The sequence below is a fragment of the Mycobacterium attenuatum genome (genome assembly GCF_900566085.1).
GTDB classification, from domain to species: Bacteria; Actinomycetota; Actinomycetes; order Mycobacteriales; family Mycobacteriaceae; genus Mycobacterium; species Mycobacterium attenuatum.
Genome location: NZ_UPHT01000124.1, coordinates 1 through 15,964 on the forward strand (window position 1 = coordinate 1; position 15,964 = coordinate 15,964).

17 protein-coding genes and 2 pseudogenes are annotated in these 15,964 nt (G+C 64.5%); 5 read left to right on the plus strand and 14 right to left on the minus strand.

The genetic code is table 11. The annotated features are described in order from the left end of the window. The 4 genes from EET13_RS31715 to EET13_RS20345 form a co-directional block, all read right to left on the minus strand. Positions 1–1,015 (minus strand): toprim domain-containing protein (locus EET13_RS31715; protein ID WP_244604015.1); only part of this gene is annotated, 1,015 nt, incomplete at its 3' end. Between the two features lie 262 nt (positions 1,016–1,277). Further along, a complete protein-coding gene (locus EET13_RS20335) occupies positions 1,278–1,505 on the minus strand; it encodes a helix-turn-helix transcriptional regulator (protein WP_244604016.1) in 228 nt (75 codons plus the stop codon). A gap of 145 nt (positions 1,506–1,650) precedes the next feature. Beyond that, on the minus strand, positions 1,651–2,091 hold the full coding sequence (locus tag EET13_RS20340) for a hypothetical protein (protein WP_122443969.1): 441 nt from the start codon (positions 2,089–2,091) through the stop codon (positions 1,651–1,653). Then, positions 2,091–3,185, minus strand: a complete 1,095-nt coding sequence (locus EET13_RS20345) for a tyrosine-type recombinase/integrase (protein WP_122443970.1) — start codon at positions 3,183–3,185, stop codon at positions 2,091–2,093. The genes EET13_RS20340 and EET13_RS20345 overlap by 1 nt, the downstream gene beginning before the upstream one ends. Before the next feature lie 323 nt (positions 3,186–3,508). On the opposite strand from EET13_RS20345, the gene EET13_RS20350 reads away from it, so the two are divergent. After that, positions 3,509–3,868 carry a hypothetical protein gene (locus EET13_RS20350; RefSeq protein ID WP_342211296.1) on the plus strand — a complete coding sequence of 120 codons (360 nt, stop codon included), beginning with the start codon at positions 3,509–3,511 and terminating at the stop codon, positions 3,866–3,868. 1 nt (position 3,869) lies between these two features. Here EET13_RS20350 and EET13_RS20355 read toward each other — a convergent pair whose 3' ends face one another. The 3 genes from EET13_RS20355 to EET13_RS20365 form a co-directional block, all read right to left on the minus strand. Then, on the minus strand, positions 3,870–4,505 hold the full coding sequence (locus tag EET13_RS20355; RefSeq protein WP_122443972.1) for a hypothetical protein: 636 nt from the start codon (positions 4,503–4,505) through the stop codon (positions 3,870–3,872). A 49-nt stretch (positions 4,506–4,554) separates the two neighbouring features. Beyond that, positions 4,555–5,043 (minus strand): Rv2253 family sensor-like surface protein, encoded by a 489-nt coding sequence (locus EET13_RS20360; protein ID WP_122443973.1) that lies wholly within the window; start codon positions 5,041–5,043, stop codon positions 4,555–4,557. 144 nt (positions 5,044–5,187) lie between these two features. Next, positions 5,188–5,673 carry an NUDIX domain-containing protein gene (locus tag EET13_RS20365; RefSeq protein ID WP_211189106.1) on the minus strand — a complete coding sequence of 162 codons (486 nt, stop codon included), beginning with the start codon at positions 5,671–5,673 and terminating at the stop codon, positions 5,188–5,190. Positions 5,674–5,820: 147 nt separating this feature from the next. Between EET13_RS20365 and EET13_RS20370 the strand changes: the two genes are divergently transcribed. Next, on the plus strand, positions 5,821–6,738 hold the full coding sequence (locus EET13_RS20370) for a DUF2971 domain-containing protein (RefSeq protein ID WP_168990844.1): 918 nt from the start codon (positions 5,821–5,823) through the stop codon (positions 6,736–6,738). A gap of 12 nt (positions 6,739–6,750) precedes the next feature. Here EET13_RS20370 and EET13_RS20375 read toward each other — a convergent pair whose 3' ends face one another. Further along, on the minus strand, positions 6,751–7,218 hold the full coding sequence (locus tag EET13_RS20375) for an SRPBCC family protein (RefSeq protein ID WP_122443976.1): 468 nt from the start codon (positions 7,216–7,218) through the stop codon (positions 6,751–6,753). A 144-nt stretch (positions 7,219–7,362) separates the two neighbouring features. On the opposite strand from EET13_RS20375, the gene EET13_RS20380 reads away from it, so the two are divergent. Beyond that, a complete protein-coding gene (locus EET13_RS20380; RefSeq protein WP_122443977.1) occupies positions 7,363–9,084 on the plus strand; it encodes an NAD-binding protein in 1,722 nt (573 codons plus the stop codon). Position 9,085: 1 nt separating this feature from the next. Here the strand turns inward: EET13_RS20380 and EET13_RS20385 are convergent, their stop codons facing one another. Then, positions 9,086–9,964, minus strand: coding sequence for an LLM class flavin-dependent oxidoreductase (locus EET13_RS20385; RefSeq protein ID WP_122443978.1), 879 nt, complete (start codon positions 9,962–9,964; stop codon positions 9,086–9,088). Between the two features lie 39 nt (positions 9,965–10,003). Between EET13_RS20385 and EET13_RS20390 the strand changes: the two genes are divergently transcribed. After that, a complete protein-coding gene (locus EET13_RS20390; protein ID WP_122443979.1) occupies positions 10,004–10,417 on the plus strand; it encodes a VOC family protein in 414 nt (137 codons plus the stop codon). A gap of 41 nt (positions 10,418–10,458) precedes the next feature. Further along, positions 10,459–10,848, plus strand: a complete 390-nt coding sequence (locus tag EET13_RS20395) for a VOC family protein (RefSeq protein ID WP_122443980.1) — start codon at positions 10,459–10,461, stop codon at positions 10,846–10,848. Here the strand turns inward: EET13_RS20395 and EET13_RS20400 are convergent. The 5 genes and pseudogenes from EET13_RS20400 to EET13_RS32375 form a co-directional block, all read right to left on the minus strand. Further along, positions 10,845–11,330: an Rrf2 family transcriptional regulator gene (locus EET13_RS20400; RefSeq protein ID WP_122443981.1), complete on the minus strand. Its 486-nt coding sequence runs from the start codon at positions 11,328–11,330 to the stop codon at positions 10,845–10,847. The two genes, EET13_RS20395 and EET13_RS20400, sit on opposite strands and share 4 nt — an antisense overlap. Before the next feature lie 187 nt (positions 11,331–11,517). Beyond that, positions 11,518–13,368 (minus strand): adenylyl-sulfate kinase, encoded by a 1,851-nt coding sequence (gene cysC, locus EET13_RS20405; protein WP_122443982.1) that lies wholly within the window; start codon positions 13,366–13,368, stop codon positions 11,518–11,520. Further along, a pseudogene (gene cysD / locus EET13_RS20410) lies at positions 13,368–14,365 on the minus strand (sulfate adenylyltransferase subunit CysD). The gene cysC and the pseudogene cysD overlap by 1 nt, the downstream one beginning before the upstream one ends. A gap of 167 nt (positions 14,366–14,532) precedes the next feature. Then, positions 14,533–15,024: a beta-class carbonic anhydrase gene (locus EET13_RS20415; protein ID WP_122443984.1), complete on the minus strand. Its 492-nt coding sequence runs from the start codon at positions 15,022–15,024 to the stop codon at positions 14,533–14,535. A 140-nt stretch (positions 15,025–15,164) separates the two neighbouring features. Then, positions 15,165–15,964: pseudogene (locus tag EET13_RS32375) on the minus strand (PE family protein); the annotation flags it as partial.

Consider the following 15,964-nt stretch of genomic DNA (forward strand, 5'->3'; position numbering starts at 1 on the left):
CGGCTTGGGGGTTGGTCGTGCGACCGAATACGGCGTCAGCCTCGTCCTGCAGGATGGTTGGGGGCTCGTCGCCCGCAGCCGCGATACGCCGATACAGGGCCGCCGTCGTCGTGCTCAAGGTGAGCTTCGCGTTGCGGCACAACAGCGCAAGAACTTCCAGCACGCGTGTTTTGCCGCTACCCGGCTCCGGCGAATCCAACACCAGCCGCGGCGTCACATAGAACGCGGATACCGCCCACGTGTGAACAATCCACAGCACCAACGCCACAAGGTGATGCGCCGACGAAAAGGCTAAGAAGCGGCCGGCGAACCGCTCAATCCTGTCGAGCAGCTCAGCGCCGTCCACAACCTCGGTGGCCGGTGCCGTCACGTCCACCAGCTCGTCGAGCCCGTATCCCGCGGCGACGTGGTCGGCGGCATCCTTGCCGGCGGCGGCTTCGACGATACGTATCGAGCTGGCGATGCCCTGTAGCAGCCCGGCGACCTGTGCGGCGTGCTTACGGCCCGGCTCATCCCTGTCGGCGATGATGATTGCGGTCTTGCCGCGCAACGGTTCCCAGTCGAACTTGTCGGCCTTGCCCGCGCCCATCGCTGAGCAGGTGGCCGCGCCGCCGACCGATTCGATTGCGAGCACATCTTTTTCGCCTTCGGCGACGAAAATGGTTGTGGTATCGCCGAACTGCGTGCGGAACAGGCTACGGCGCCCCTCGGCGCCCTCCTGCCAGAACCGCTTGTCGTAGGTGCGCTTGACCCGGCGACCATCCGGGTAGGTGAAGGTCTGTCCCTTGCGGTCGTCGTAGAGGTCGCGCATCGACAGGCCGAGCGCGGCCAGCACGTCGGCGGTCTGGCACCCGGCGTGACAATAAACCAGGGCCGACCCGTCGATTCGCCGCACGCTCAACGACGCACGACCGTCGTCATGAGCCGGGCACTGGCACTGGGCGTTGTGTCCCCGCTCGGCTACGGCACTGCCGCGGTCGCGCAGCGCACCCAGGATGCGGTCGTGGGCGATCATGAGGCCCGCTCCCGCGGTCGGCGCATCATCCGGTCGAGGCCGCCGAATCCTTTGGCGAACCGCGCGGTGTGCGTCGGGCAGAAACCGCGCCAGGGGCACCCCTTCGTGGTGCAGCGGACACGCCGGTCGCCTGGCAAGACGCGGGAGCCGCGGTGCAGTGTGTGTGCCGCTGCCGACGTGTCGGTGGTAGGCTTGGGGGTAGCTGCTGCTAGAGGATCTGCCGTCCGGTTGCCACCCGGGCGGCTTTCTCGTTCCGGCGGGCTCATGCCGCACCGCCGCCAACCGGCCGCATCAGTGCGTCGACAGCCGCCGAATCAACCTTCAGAAGGCGGCGACCTACGCGCACGGCGTCCAGATCACCGCGAGCGACCCAGCGCCTGATTGTGCGGTATGTGACTCCGCAGCGGTCGGCAGCCTCTTGCAGCCCGATCAGTTCGGGGTGTCGCCGTTCGCGGCGATTGCCAGGTGTACCAGATTTGTTGCGCAGCAAGGGAAAGACGGCCTTTCGGCTCTTTCCGGCTGCTCAGTCCCCGGAGCTTGCGGCGAATCTTTGCCGGAGCTCGCTATTGGTCTATGACTGGCACTTTACCGGACATGCAAAGACAACCCGCCGAACAAGTTGATCATAGGCGTGTCTACTCCTGCTTCGGTGGTTTTGGTCGCGCCCAAAAGTCGCGCACCCTCACCGGATCGCCGGGTGTCGCTGCCGCCACATCGGCCTTGATCGTCTTGGCCGGGAAACGCAGCCCGAGGCAATGCTTGCAGCCGATCGTAAGATAATTCGACCCTATCCCGGTACGCTCCTGCTCGTCGGTAACCCAAACCCAGTCGGAATCGTCGAAACATGCGACAAGGCCGCCCATCTCGGGTATCCGCCCAACCTCGGATGCTCCCGTGCGTCGGTGCATGTTCTCCGAGATATTGATTCCCGGGCGGTAATACGCGGCTCCGCCCGGGGTGTTCCACACGTGGAGCAGTAGACATCCTTTGGCGCAGCGATATTCGACCAATAGCAGCCTGCGCAATTGTTTGTTCGTCATGGTTTTGTGGGCCGCAATGATCGCGCCTGAATCCATCAGCTGCCTTTCGCGAGCTTCGACAATCGTTCCGCGATCTCGGCGTCGCGTCCTTCGGCGACGTGTTGGTACCGCAACGCCATCTGCGGAGTGGTGTGCCCAAGTCGATGCATGAGTTCGACTGTGGTGGCACCACTTTGGGCCGCGAGCACTGCGCCGACGTGGCGCAAGTCGTGCACTCGCAGGTTCGGCTTACCGATTGCAGCGCGGGCTTTCTCCCAATGTGTGCGGTAGCGATCGGCGCGTAGGTGTGTATCGTCGTCGTCTGTAAACAGCAGTGATTCGGCCGTATGGCCGACGTGGTTCTTCAAGTGCGCCTTGATGATTGGCCTTATGTGCGGGGGAACCGCGACGTCGCGAACCCCGGCCGCGGTCTTTGGTGCTCCGACGTAGAACCTGCCCTGGCGGTAGGTCACCGCTCGGCGGATGCGCAGAACACTGCAATCGCCGCTGATGTCGCCTCGGCGTAGCTCGGAGGTCTCCCCCCAGCGCAGCCCGCACCACGCGGCCAGTAGCACACTTGCGCGCAACTCGGCGGGCATCTTGGCGGCCAGCCGGTCCAGCTCGGCGGGCGTGAGGATGTCGACCTCGCGGCGGCGCTTGGTCTGCATGGCCGCACGTATTCGGCATGGGTTGGCGTCAAGCACTTCGTCTTGGACCGCGGTTTGGCAGATGGCGTGCAGCAACGCATATGCGTGGGCGTTGCGGGTCGGGTGCGCGCCCCCCAGGCCGGCGTGCCACTGACGGACCTTGGCCGGCGTCAGCGTGACGATTTTCGCGCCCCCCAGGTCGGGCAGGATTAGCCTTTCCAGCATGGACTCGTAGTGCTGACGGGTGCGGGGCCGTAACTGGCGCTCCTCAATCCACTTGTCGGCGTAGGCCCGCAGCGTGATGCCGTCAGAGCGTTCGACCGCTCCCCAGGTGCCCAGGTCGATTTTACGCCGTTCGATGGCCAGCCAGCCCTCAGCGTCGGATTCGGCGGCGAACGTTCGTGGGGCGCGGTGCAGTTTTGTGTCTGGGCCGATGTAGGCGGCGCTGAAGCGGCCGGAGCGCTCCTGGCGGATGCGACCAAAGCCGCGCCGTTTTCGCGTCACTTGTCGAAACTTCCGCGCAAGGTTTGCACAACATGAGTGTACCGATATGTCCGGCAGTGTCCTATACTGTCGGAGCGGTCAAAGTGCTGAATAAGCAGTTCAGAGCGCAGAAACCGCAGGTAATGACGACAGCCACGCCGCAAACTCGATCAGGTTCGAATCCTGCCGGGGGCACCATCTCAGTCAACGAGCCGGACACCGCCCTGGAACTGGCCCCGCACCACGGCACAGTGCATCATTAGCCCGTGAGTAAGGTCACCCTAACTACCGAACTGCCGCTCTCCGCGGAAACGGCTGCCGCACTGGCGCGCAAACCGACGACCATGACCTACGTCCTAAGCCCAATTCTGCGCTTCTATCGCCCCGAGTTCCCCGAACACTTCGAGGTCGGCGCCCGGGGATCAGGACGCTTGTGGTGGTTCGGCGTCATACCCGCATGGACGCACCACATTACGATCAAGCGACTCGACGCCACCGAGATCTACACCAACGAGCACGGCGGGCCCGTGCGCACCTGGAACCACCGCCTGATTTTCGAACCCGTCGACGAGCACCACTGCCGGTACACCGACGAGATCGAAACCGATAACGGACTGCGCGGAGCTCCGACACGATTATTCGTCAAGCTGATGTTTCGTCACCGCCACCGCCGGTGGCAGCGGCTCGTACAGCGGTTGTATTGACTTACGCCGGGGTCGCCGAAACCGGCGTCCACCTATCCCACAAATCGCCGAAGTTGAGCGTCACCAGCGACGACGGGTCAACGTTGACGATCTCGCGGAAATGGTCTTGCCAACCCCACCAGACACTGATGTAGAACACATGGTCAAACCAGCTCAGCTGGTAATCGGACGGAATGGACTCACCCTTGTTCTCCGGCGCAAACACCGCCACGGCCAACATTCCCAGAATCGCAAACTTGGTCAGCTGAATTTTGCCGTCATTTGCGGTGCGCAGTACCGCACCGGAGTTCACGTACGGCGTTACCTCGAAGCCGCCCAGGCCTTCGTCGATGTGACCGTGCAACCACCGGTGAATCCCGAAGAGAACGTCGGCAATGTCGGGGCGCTTGTCCGGCAGATCGGATCGCACGGCCACCGGAAAACGCGTTTCTTCGAGATTGACGCCCGGCGTCGCCATCACACCGAATATGTCGAGCGAATCCCGAATGACTCGCCTGAATCGTGTCCCGACCCCTAACGCCGGGTAGCGCTTCCGAGCGCTGCCGTCAACGGCGTTACAGGCGTGCAGCATGGCCACGTCCCACAGTTTGCGATCCCACTGTTGCAGCGACTGCGCAACCGACTCACCCACGGTCATGCGGTTAGGCTATCGGCCATCGCCTCAGCGGTTGGCGCAACCGCCGCATTCACCCCGATTGACTGCCGGCAGGAAACGCTGCCACCGGCATTTCGACGGAGCCGCGGCACGGACCGTCGTCGATGTCGGTATGCCAGGTGCCCCGCATCGACCCGTCTGCCCGAGGCGTGTAGAACGCCCACGACCGCGCAGGCGCCCACACTTTGGCCACCCCCTCGCCCAGGTAGCAATCCCATTGGAAATCGAAGTGCTCCACCCATTTGGTGCCATCCCAGGCGTAGTGAGAAGGCTGAGGCAACGTCGGGTTCTTCGGTGTGGGCCCGTTGGTGGCCGTGGCGACGCACTTGGCGGCCGAACAGGTCGTCGTGAAGACGTAGTCTGCGCTGAAGGTGGGCTCGGCCTGGCCGGCGGCAATGCTGGTGCCGGACTTGACTGCGGCGTAGCGCACCAGCGAGTATTTCCCGTTCCACGATGGCGTCGCCGCGTGCACCGCAACGGCAGGGTTGCCGACCACCGTGATCACTGCGGCAGCGAGCATCCCGGCGACACGGGCTTCCCACCTGGAAATCGGACGCACCGGGTATATGGTGCGGCTTCGACGACGCAATCAGGTCTCAGCGCGGACACGATCGCGTTCGGCTGCAGAAGCGTCGAAACTGTGAGCAACACAGGGCAATCCGCGTCACAGGCCGAGTATGAGAAACAGCCCATATGCCGCGATCGACTGCGAGTCGACGATCACTCCGGAGCGGATCATCTCCTCGACATCGTCACGCGGGAACCAGGCACTGCGCATGTCCTGCTCCTCATGCTCAGGATCGGAATCGCCCTCGGTGATGTCGGTGCCCAGAAACACCCACCCGCGCTGACTTGTCATTCCCGGAGCGGTGTCGAGGCGGCCCAGCAACTTCCACGACGCCGCCTGTAATCCGGTCTCCTCGCGCAACTCGCGCGCGGCCAGCTCGGCCGGCGCCAGGTCCGCCAAGTCGGGCGCAGTCCCCTGGGGAAACTCCCAGCGACGCGCACCGACGAGGTACCGAAACTGCTCGACCAGGCGGAATCGGTGCCCGTCGTATGGGATCACCAGCGCATAGGTCGGCTTGTCCACCACACCGTAGACGCCGGGACTGCCATCGGGGCGACGGATGTCGTCTTCGCGGAGCACCATCCAGCGATTGCGATAGATCTCGCGGGACGCGACGGTTTCGATGAAAGGCACCCGGCCAGTATCGCGACCGTCACCGCGGCTGGCTTCGGGCGGCTGCGAATGCAGGTTTCGCTGAGCCCGTCGCCGCCACGTGCTTCACTAGGCGACGTGTCCGATGACGCAGCTGCGAGCGGCTCAGCAGAACAGGTAACCGATTGGCCGGTGCGGGAAAGCGACGGCAGCGTTTACCACTACACGGATATCAAGGGCCTCAAGGGAATTCTCGATTCCGGACAAATCTGGGGAACGCATGTCGCATACTTGAACGACTCCCAGGAGTTCTCCTACGGAGTGGAGGCGATATGCGCCATGATCGCGAAATACGGGCAGGACGTTAAGTCATCCGCACACGCGGAACCTGAAGTGAAATCGTCTGCGATTCTGGGCGTCTGTAAGAACGTGCTGCGCGCCCAAGAGCTCATCGCCGACGACTTCGGACCGTTTGTGGCCTGCTTTTCCATGTTCGGAGACGACCTGTCCCAGTGGCGCGGCTACGCCAACGGCGGCTACGCGATCGAGTTCGACAGCCAAATTCTGAAAGATTCCGTCAAGCAGACGACCCTGCCCACCGAACTTCCGATCAGTGAATCCGCACCGGTGCCCGAGTTGCATCCAGTGGAATATCTACCGGAGCGGCAGTCTGCGCAGGTGGCTCGGCTGGTCGACGACCATATCGACGAGTTGATCCACGCCGTGAGCGACGACCCGGGCGCTGCTATTCATCCGGCTCAGCAGCGCCTGGTCCGGCGGATAATCCCGTTAGCGGCTTCGATGAAGCACAAGAAGTTCGTCGGTGAAGCCGAACAGCGGCTGATTTCACACACGTCGGAGACGTTCTATTCCACGTCGCGCATCGGCCTGATCCCGCGGGTGCGGTTTGCATTCGACCGAAGCGCGGTCAAAGGAGTGTTCGTGGGGCCCAGCGAACACTGCGACGCCAAGACTCTGTCGCTGTGCCGCTACCTGCGGCGTTGGTACCCAAAGGCCGAGGTGATTCGGTCAAACGTGCCATACCGGGATATTTGACACATCCGCGATTCACGCCGCTGTTTCGGCGGCCTTCTTGATACGCCGCAACGTTTCCTGGATGCCACGGTCCATTTGACGCCCCCGCGGGATAGCCGCTTCGGCCAACCTGTTGACCACCGAACACCAGAGAAACTCGAAAGATTCGGTGAGCAATGTCCCCGACGGCGTGGGCTCCATGCTGTAGGTCCAGCGGGTTTCTTCACGTCCGGCGCCATCGTTCACGGTGGCGAAGCTGAATTCGCGGCCGCGTTCGGCCGTGCCCACCACGGCGGTCCGTTCCCAGCGCATGAGGCCGAGCCGGTTGTACCCGCGAAACCGCGCGCCGGCGGCGGCGGCGGTGACCCCGTCGAGCCACTCACACCGATAGCACTCAGGGCTCCATTGCCCCATTCGGGTCACATCGGCAATGAGGTCATACACCAGATCGGGAGGTGCGGAAATGTCGATGACACCGTGACCGCGCCGGGCTGTAGGCATGGTCGCAGTATCCCACCCGACTCCGTGCCTGGTTACGGCCCATGTTCGGCCGGCTAACGGTTACGGTGCCAGATAGCCGTAGATCGCGATAGCAGCCAGCGGAGGGGTTGACATGCCAGACGACCCGGTGCCACGGCGGTATCGGTGAAAACGCGCCGGCACATCATCGTCAGCGGTGACGACGCGCTGGCGAACACGATTGTCGAGGAGCTCAACAGCGCCGGCGTCCACATTGTCAAGCTGGCCACCGAAGAGCTCAAGGGTGCCGAGCTCGCTCACGCGATCGCCGTCATCTGCGCCGGGGACGACGACGCGAGAAATCTCGAAATCGCGCTGCTGGCAAGGAAAGCCGACCCACACGTACGAGTGGTGGCACGGCTTGCCAACGACGTCCTGCGCGAGGCGATGGCTGCCGCCAACGAGCCCGGCGCCATCCTTGACGTCGCCGGTCTGGCGGCCCCTTCAGTCGTTGAGGCGTGTCTGGCGCGCACCGCCCACCCGTTCGAGGTGGCCGGCATGAAGTTTGTCGTCTGGCGAGCCGAGGCACCGCGGGACGCGACCCTGCGCGACATCTACGGCGACCTTGCGCCGGTGGCAGTGGTCCGCGGCAAGAACTCGGCTAATGCCGGTGAGTTGGTGGCCTGCCCTGGCCGGGACCTGCGCGTGCACACCGGCGACCAGACCGCGATGATCGGCACCGCGGACGAGCTAGCCATCCGCGGCATCAAGGTTCCCCGACCCAGCGCAACGCCTTTCCGCCTGCTATGGCTTCGTCAGCTCTCCGACGCGGTACGGACTTTCCGAAACGGTGTGAACCCGATGTTCTATCGGGCCTTGACCGCGATGGTGATCCTGCTGATCGGGTCGACGGTGTTGTTGCGCTTTGCCTATCGGCGGCCACCGGGGATGACGTGGCTGGATGCGCTGTACTTCAGCACCGAGACGATCGCGACCGTGGGTTACGGCGACTTCAGCTTCGCCCACCAGCCCACGTGGCTGCGAGTGTTCAGCATCTCGTTGATGTTCGCCGGCGTGACCCTGACCGCGATCCTGGTGGCGTTCCTCGCCGATTTGCTGTTGTCACGCCGCTTCACCCGTTCGGCCGGCCGCATGCGGGTACGCCATCTGCGCAACCACGTCATCGTCGTCGGGCTCGGCTCGTTCGGCATCCGGGTGGTCCGGGATTTGACCGCCGCCGGGTACGACGTCGCCGTCATCGAACTCGACGAAAACAGCCGATATCTGTCATCGGCGGCCGAGCTGGATGTGCCGGTCATCTTTGGTGACGCGACGTTGCCGCAGACGCTGGAATCGGCCTGCGTCACCCACGCCCGTGCGGTGGCGGTGCTCACCCAGGACGACATGGTCAACGTCGAAACCGGCATCGTGCTGCGGGAAATGCTGGGCGGGCTCAAGGCCAAGGGCCGCAGCATACCGCTGGTGCTGCGGGTCTACGACCGCACGCTGGGAAGCGCGGTGGCTCAGCGGTTCGGCTTCGAAAGTGTGCGCTCGACAGTGGAATTGGCGGCGCCGTGGTTCATCGGTGCCGCGATGGGTCTGCAGGTGCTGGGCACGTTTTCGGTGGGGCAGAGCTCCTTCATGGTGGGCGGAATGCAGGTGGGCGCCGGCAGCGAACTCGACGGGCTGCCGATGTATGAGCTGTCGACCGACACCCGCGTCATCGCGATCACCAGACCGGACGAGGCGGTCATGCTGCACCCGCGCCGCGAAGCCCGGCTCCGGGCCGGCGACACGGTTTACCTCGTCGGCCCCTACCGCGAGCTGCTGGCGACCCTGCGCAAAGGCCTACCCGTGCAGCAGCGCGCGGTCGGTGACGGGCGGGTGCCCGAAGCCGCGACCGGTTGATCTAGAGCGCGGCGATCACGTCGGCGGCGCGCTCTAGCTGCTCGAGATCCGCACTGGTCGGGATCAGCTGAACCTCGTCGGTGCCGATCTCCTCGAACTTTCGCAGCACCGCCAGCAGCTCCTCTTCGCTGCCGGCCCAGCCGGTCATCGGCGCCATGGCATCGACGTATTCGGCCGGGATCCAGTTCATATAACGCCGCAGGTGACGATGCACCTGACCGCGGGCTTGATCCGGCGATCCGAACGCGAACCAAAACGACGTCGCCAGGTGCGGTTTGGGCTTACCCGCCTCGGCCCAGGCGGTGCGAGCAACGTCGTAGAGCTCGTTCTGCCTCCCGACGTGCAGGTCCAGGGTGGTTCCGGCCAGCCCGTCGGCCCACGCGGCGGCGCTGCGGAGGGTCTTTGGCCCAATCGTCCCGACCAGCAACGGCGGACCGCCCGCCTGCACCGGCAATGGCCCGACCGACCGCTGCGAATCGGTGATCTTCTCACCGCCCCAGACCCGCCTCATGACCGCCACACGCTCGGCCATGCCGCGCATCGTCTGCGTCGTGGGGTCGGCGCCGGCGGCGTGGTAATCCTCGTGCCGGCCGCCGATCCCGACACCCACCGTCAACCGCCCACCACTCAGCAGGTCGCCGGTAGCCAAGGCCTTGGCCAGCATCACCGGATTGTGCAATTGGGGCACGATCACCGTCGTCACCAACCGGACCCGCTCAGTCCAGGCGGCCAGCGCGCCGAGCAATGTCAGGCTGTCGGGGTTGTCGAACGCGATCCGCTCGCCCCAGCACAGCGACGAGAACGGTCCGCTGTCGATGGCACGAGCCCAACTCTTGAGCACCGCCGCGTCGAGGTCGGGCTCCATCACGGGCATTGTCATGGCTATCTGCACGAACGCGATTCTGGCACCATGAGCTAGATGGGGTTCGTCAGCACGTCGATTGCGCATGTCAGGCTCACGGTCACCGATATCGAGCGATCGCGGCAGTTCTACGAAAGCGTGTTCGGCTGGCCGGTGCTCATCGAGGTCCCCGACAATGCCGACGATGCGACGCGCCGGCAGTTGGGCTTTCTGTTCGGCGGCGTCATCTACGATCTCGGCGGCGCGCTGCTGGGCCTGCGGCCGGTGGCCAACGACCGCTTCGACGAGGATCGCGCCGGCCTGGACCACATCGCGTTCCGAGTCAGCAGCAGAGCTGAATTAGACTCTGCAGCTTCGCATCTCGACGATCTCCGGATCCGGCACGAGCCGATCAAGGACATCGGGCCGCTATACATTCTCGAGTTCCGCGACCCAGACAACATTGCATTGGAACTCACCGCGCCCAAATAGCGGGTGCGACTTCGCGCCGCAAACAACGGGAGGCCAGAAAGTTGGGCATCAGCTTCAACCACACCATTGTCACGTCCCACGACAAGCAAGAATCGGCAGAGTTCCTCACCGACCTGTTCGGCTTGCCCGAGCCGGTACCGTTCGGCCACTTCCTGGTCGTCGCGCTCGAACATGGGGCGTCGCTTGATTACGCCGATGTCGCGGCCGACGAGCAAATCCGTCCACAGCACTACGCCTTTCTGGTCTCTGACGAGGACTTCGACACCATCTACGGCAGGATCGCGTCCCGCGGAGTGGCGCACTGGGCAGATCCCGGTGCCAGCAGGCCAGGCGAGATCAACCACCGCGACGGCGGCAGCGGGGTGTATTTCCGAGACCCTGCCGGGCATTTCATGGAGATCCTCACCCGGCCGTACGGTTCGGGGGGCTAGTCGCCAGTGCGGGTTGACCCGTGGCGTTTGCTCTCCTGCACGCGATAGTCGTCAGCGAGTCGCGTGACGTGCCCGGGCAGGGCGCCCGCGGCGACATGGGCCAACGTGGTTTCTTCCAGCACCGACCGCATACTGGCCCGCAGCGCCCGCCACACGTCGGTCAGTGCCGCAGTGGGCCCGGAGTAGGGCAGATCGCCGAGCCCGATATCACGCACGCTGGCCAGCGGTCCGTCGATACAGCGCAGCACGTCGGCAATGCTGATCTCGCTGCCCGGGCGCGCCAGCTCATAACCGCCCTCGCGACCGCGATGGCTGCGCACCAGGCGGTCGGTGCGCAGGTTGGTCAGGATGTCGACGAGGAATTGCGGAGGTATGCCCTGAGCCTGGGCCAAATCGTCGGTCTTGACCAGGGTGCCGGTGGGAGCCGTGGCGAGTTGGACCATCGCCCGTACCGCGTACTCAGCCTTGGCCGACATCCGCATGCTTCAGGATTGTGCCACCCGCCTAAGCGACGATGCGCAACGCTAAGCGTTGCGAGAAGGAGCGTGGCAATCCGGCACCGCCTAAGCGACGATGCGCAACGCGAAGCGTTGCGAGAAGGAGCGTGGCAATCCGGCACCGCCTAAGCGACGATGCGCAACGCGAAGCGTTGCGCTATCGATCCGTTTTTTAGGCCCCGGACTCCAGCAAGTCGATAAGCATCTGCGCCTGCTCGTCGAGGCTACGGTCCGGGGTGAGTCGCAGGTCGGGATTCTTCGGCCGCTGATACGGACTGTCGATCCCGGTGAAATGGGTGATCTCGCCTGCGCGCGCTTTGGCATACAAGCCCTTGGGATCGCGCCGCTCGCAGTCTTCTAGCGGCGTGTCGCAGAACACCTCGACAAAGTCGAATCCGGCGTCGTCGTGCACTTTTCGGGCCAACGCGCGATGCTCATCCAGCGGACTGATCGCCGGAACCAACACGACGTGGCCGCAGTCGGCGAGCAATAGGGCCACATGCGCCAGCCGCCGCAGGTTTTCGGCACGGTCGGCCATACTGAATCCCAGGTCCGCGTTCAACCCGTGCCGCAGGTTGTCGCCGTCGAGAACGTAAGTGGGAACACCGCTTTCGAGCAGCTTCTGCTCCACCCGGGTGGCCACCGACGACTTGCCCGCGCCCGACAGCCCGGTGAACCACACCGTGCGGCCTCGCGGCCGTTCGTGGGTTGTCACCAGCGATTTATGCCGCACGGTGTTGGGGCTGGGTGTGTGGGCCGCGACCTCGCGCAACACCATGCCCGCCGCGACGGTTCCGTTGGTGTCGGGATCGATGAGGATGAACGATCCGGTGGCGGCGTTGCGGGTGTATTCGTCGAGCAGCAGCGGCATCTGGGTGCGCAGCGAGATCCGGCCAAGCTCATTGAGCTTCAAGGCGGTTGCCGTCTTGTCGCGGTGCAGGGTATTGACGTCGAGGCGGTACTCGAGCCCGGTGACACGGACGCGGGTGGTCCGGGTGGTGTGCTTGATGATGTAGTCACGGCCCGGCTCTAGCACCGCCGAATCCGCCATCCAGCACACCGTCGCGTCGAAACCCTGCGTCACCCTGGGCTGGTTTTGGGTGCGAGCAATCATGTCGCCGCGGGAGATGTCGATGTCGTCTGCGATGCTCACCGAGACCGCCATCGGCGGAAACGCTTCCGGCACAGGACCATTCGGCCCTTCGATGGCGGTGATGCGGGTTGTCTTGCCGATCGGCAGTACGATCACCTCGTCACCGGGACGCATGACCCCACTGGCCACGGTGCCCGCATAACTGCGGTGGTCTTGATGCCGAAGAGTATGCGGGCGGATCACATACTGAACCGGGAACCGCACGTCGACCAGATTTCGGTCACCGGCGATGTAGACCTCTTCCAGATGGGTCAGCAGCGCCGGTCCCTCGTACCACGGTGTCTCGTCGGACTTGGTGACGACATTGTCGCCGTTCAGCGCGGAAATGGGAATCGTGGCAACGTCCTGCACATCCAGTCGGGCGGCAAAGGCGTGGAACTCGTCGCGAATCGCCTCGAATTTGCCTTTGTCCCAACCGATCAGGTCCATCTTGTTGACCGCGAGCACGATGTGCTGAATGCCCAGCAGCGACGCCAGGAAGGCGTGCCGACGGGACTGCTCCAGCAGACCATGGCGAGCATCGACCAGCACGATCACCAGTTGGGCCGTCGATGCGCCGGTGACCATGTTGCGGGTGTACTGGATGTGGCCGGGAGTGTCGGCAATGATGAATTTCCGCTTGGGCGTGGCGAAATAGCGGTAGGCGACATCGATGGTGATGCCCTGCTCGCGCTCGGCCCGCAGACCGTCAGTGACCAGAGCCAGGTCGGTGTAGTCATGACCGCGTTCCCTGGATGTCTGCTCGACCGACGCCCACTGGTCCTCCATGACCGCCTTGGAGTCGTAAAGCAGCCGCCCGATCAATGTCGACTTGCCGTCATCGACGGATCCCGCTGTGGCGAGGCGCAACAACGTCGTGGATGCAGTCATCAGAAATACCCCTGCCGTTTGCGGTCTTCCATCCCAGCTTCCGAAATCCGGTCATCAGCCCTGGTTGCGCCGCGTTCGGTCAGCCGGGACACCGCCGTCTCGGCGATGACTTCGGCCACCGTCGCGGCGTTGGATTCCACACACCCGGTGCAGGTGACGTCACCGACGGTGCGGAACCGCACCGTGGCCTCGAATACCGGCTCGTCGGCGCGCGGCTCCAAGTACCGATGCACAGCCAGCAGCATCCCGTCGCGCTCGAAAACCTTGCGCCGGTGGGCGTAATAGATCGACGGCAGGGTGATGTTCTCCTCACCGATGTAGGACCAGATGTCGAATTCCGTCCAGTTCGACAACGGAAAGACCCGGATGTGCTCGCCCTTGTGATGGCGTCCGTTGTAGAGGTTCCAGAGCTCGGGCCGCTGGGCTTTGGGGTCCCACTGACCAAATTCGTCGCGGAAGCTGAACACCCGTTCCTTGGCGCGCGCCTTCTCCTCGTCGCGTCGGGCTCCCCCGAACGCGGCGTCGAACTTGTTCTCCCGGATGGCCCGCAGCAACGTCACCGTCTGCAGCGGATTGCGCGACGGGGGGGTTTCGACGACCCGCCCGGCGTCGATGTCGTCCTGCACCGATGCCACCACCAACCGCACCCCGGACTCGGCGACCAGCTCGTCACGGGTCGCGATCACCTCGTCGAAGTTGTGCCCGGTGTCGACGTGCATCACCGGGAACGGTGGCCGTCCAGGTCGAAACGCTTTCAGCGCCAGATGCAGCATGACGATCGAGTCCTTGCCGCCAGAGAACAACAGCACCGGCCGTTCGAACTCCGCAGCCACCTCCCGAATGATGTGGATGGCCTCGGCCTCCAATAAGCGGAGATGGCTCAACTCGTACTGCCCCGCCGCGGGGCCGGCCTTGACGCCGCTGGTCATGGCTTTCCTGTCATTGTCCGGGCCTCATACTTGATAAAGTTGGTTGGATTGACCAGGTTTACGGTCATTGTCTCCAATGGAACCAGCCGGTGCGGCCGCTGTCAACGACAGGACGGCTGGCAGGTTCCTAGCGATTGCCTGACCAAGGCATGAGTTGGCATGAGTTGGCGGGAGTTGTTAATGGGTCGGCTGCCAGTTCACGATTCGTGAGCCCAAGGCAGGCGCGACGACGGGGTTATGGTGTCACTTCGTTGAGCTTGCCGGTGGCGACGTCGAAGACGAACCCGCGCATGGAGACGTGTTTGGTGACAAAGGGGCTGTTCTGAATGCGGCGCAACGACTGGCGCACGTCCTCGGCGACGTCGGGGAATGCCTCGGCCGCCCACGGGGGTTTGACGCCGGTCTCGTCCTGAATGCCGCGCTTGAAGTCGTCGTCGGCGAAGGTGAGCATCCCGCAATCGGTGTGATGGATGAGAATGATCTCCTGGGTTCCCAGCAGCCGCTGGCTGATGGCCAGCGAGCGGATCACATCGTCGGTGACCACCCCGCCGGCGTTGCGGATGACGTGGGCCTCGCCCTCGTTGATGCCCAGCACGCGGTAAACATCAATCCGGGCGTCCATGCAGGCGACAATCGCGATGTGTTTGCTGGGTGGCAGCGGAAGCGGACCCTGGAAAGTGCTTGCGTACTCGGTGTTGTGAGCTAGGTATTCGTCGGTGACCGTCACGCCAGGCTCCTCGGGAATCGGTGTCTTACTGCGCAGAACGATGCCGCCCGAGGATCCTAACAACCGGCTGCCCGGATATCAGCCATGAAAATCAACCGGATCGAATCGAGTCCGCGGTTGCCTCGCGGCCGCTACCCGGCTCAGCTGGATTTGCCGGTCACCCCGCCTGAACCATCTTCGCCGTAGAGTGAACCGCCGGTACCAGCGCTGCCGCCGGCACCCCCGACCCCGGGCTTTGCGCCAGCCCCACGGCCGGCATCGCCACCGTCACCGCCGTCGCCGCCGTCACCGCCGCCATACTGCAGCAAAGTGGGGTTTCCGCCATAGCCGTAGGGAATGCCGCCCGAGCCTGCTGCGCCGCCGTTGCCGCCAGCGCCGCCGTCTCCATTGCGCCCGATCAAGGTCTGGCCCTGGAAGTCCACCCCAACGCGACCAGTTCCGCCGCGGCCGCCGGGGCCGCCGTCGCCGCCGAAACCACCGGGGCCGATAAGCCGGGTGCTGCCGCCGACACCGCCGTTGCCGCCGGCACCGCCATTGCCGCCGTCAATAGCAAGACCTTCGCTACCGCGACCGCCGGCGCCACCGGCACCACCGGTCCCACCGCCACCGATCAGCCCGCCGGTGCCGCCATGACCACCATCACCGCCACGACCGCCGGGGTTCACCGCGCCAAGACTGAACAGTTCGCCCTGGCCTCCCGGGGCGCCGGCACCCCCGGCTCCGCCGGCGCCTCCGTTTCCGTAGAGGAAGGCATGGCCACCGTCACCACCGCGCCCGCCGCTGAGCCCCGGATCGTTGTGGGTGGCTCCCAACGCGGTGATTCCTCCCGCCCCTCCGTTCCCACCGTTGCCCATAAAGAATCCGGCGTTGCCACCGCGACCACCATCGGCGAGCATGCCGCCCGACCCGCCCGCTCCACCGTTACCGAACCCCCAGGCAT

Excerpts from the sequence above, each read along its gene's own strand:
- EET13_RS20340 (WP_122443969.1), bottom strand. The coding sequence starts at position 2,091 with ATGGATTCAGGCGCGATCATTGCGGCCCACAAAACCATGACGAACAAA.
- EET13_RS20400 (WP_122443981.1), bottom strand. The coding sequence starts at position 11,330 with ATGCGGATGTCGGCCAAGGCTGAGTACGCGGTACGGGCGATGGTCCAA.
- cysC (WP_122443982.1), bottom strand. The coding sequence starts at position 13,368 with ATGACTGCATCCACGACGTTGTTGCGCCTCGCCACAGCGGGATCCGTC.
- EET13_RS20365 (WP_211189106.1), bottom strand. The coding sequence starts at position 5,673 with ATGGTGCTCCGCGAAGACGACATCCGTCGCCCCGATGGCAGTCCCGGC.
- EET13_RS20350 (WP_342211296.1), top strand. The coding sequence starts at position 3,509 with ATGACCTACGTCCTAAGCCCAATTCTGCGCTTCTATCGCCCCGAGTTC.
- EET13_RS20385 (WP_122443978.1), bottom strand. The coding sequence starts at position 9,964 with ATGACAATGCCCGTGATGGAGCCCGACCTCGACGCGGCGGTGCTCAAG.
- EET13_RS20360 (WP_122443973.1), bottom strand. The coding sequence starts at position 5,043 with ATGCTCGCTGCCGCAGTGATCACGGTGGTCGGCAACCCTGCCGTTGCG.
- EET13_RS20390 (WP_122443979.1), top strand. The coding sequence starts at position 10,004 with ATGGGGTTCGTCAGCACGTCGATTGCGCATGTCAGGCTCACGGTCACC.
- EET13_RS20355 (WP_122443972.1), bottom strand. The coding sequence starts at position 4,505 with ATGACCGTGGGTGAGTCGGTTGCGCAGTCGCTGCAACAGTGGGATCGC.
- EET13_RS20375 (WP_122443976.1), bottom strand. The coding sequence starts at position 7,218 with ATGCCTACAGCCCGGCGCGGTCACGGTGTCATCGACATTTCCGCACCT.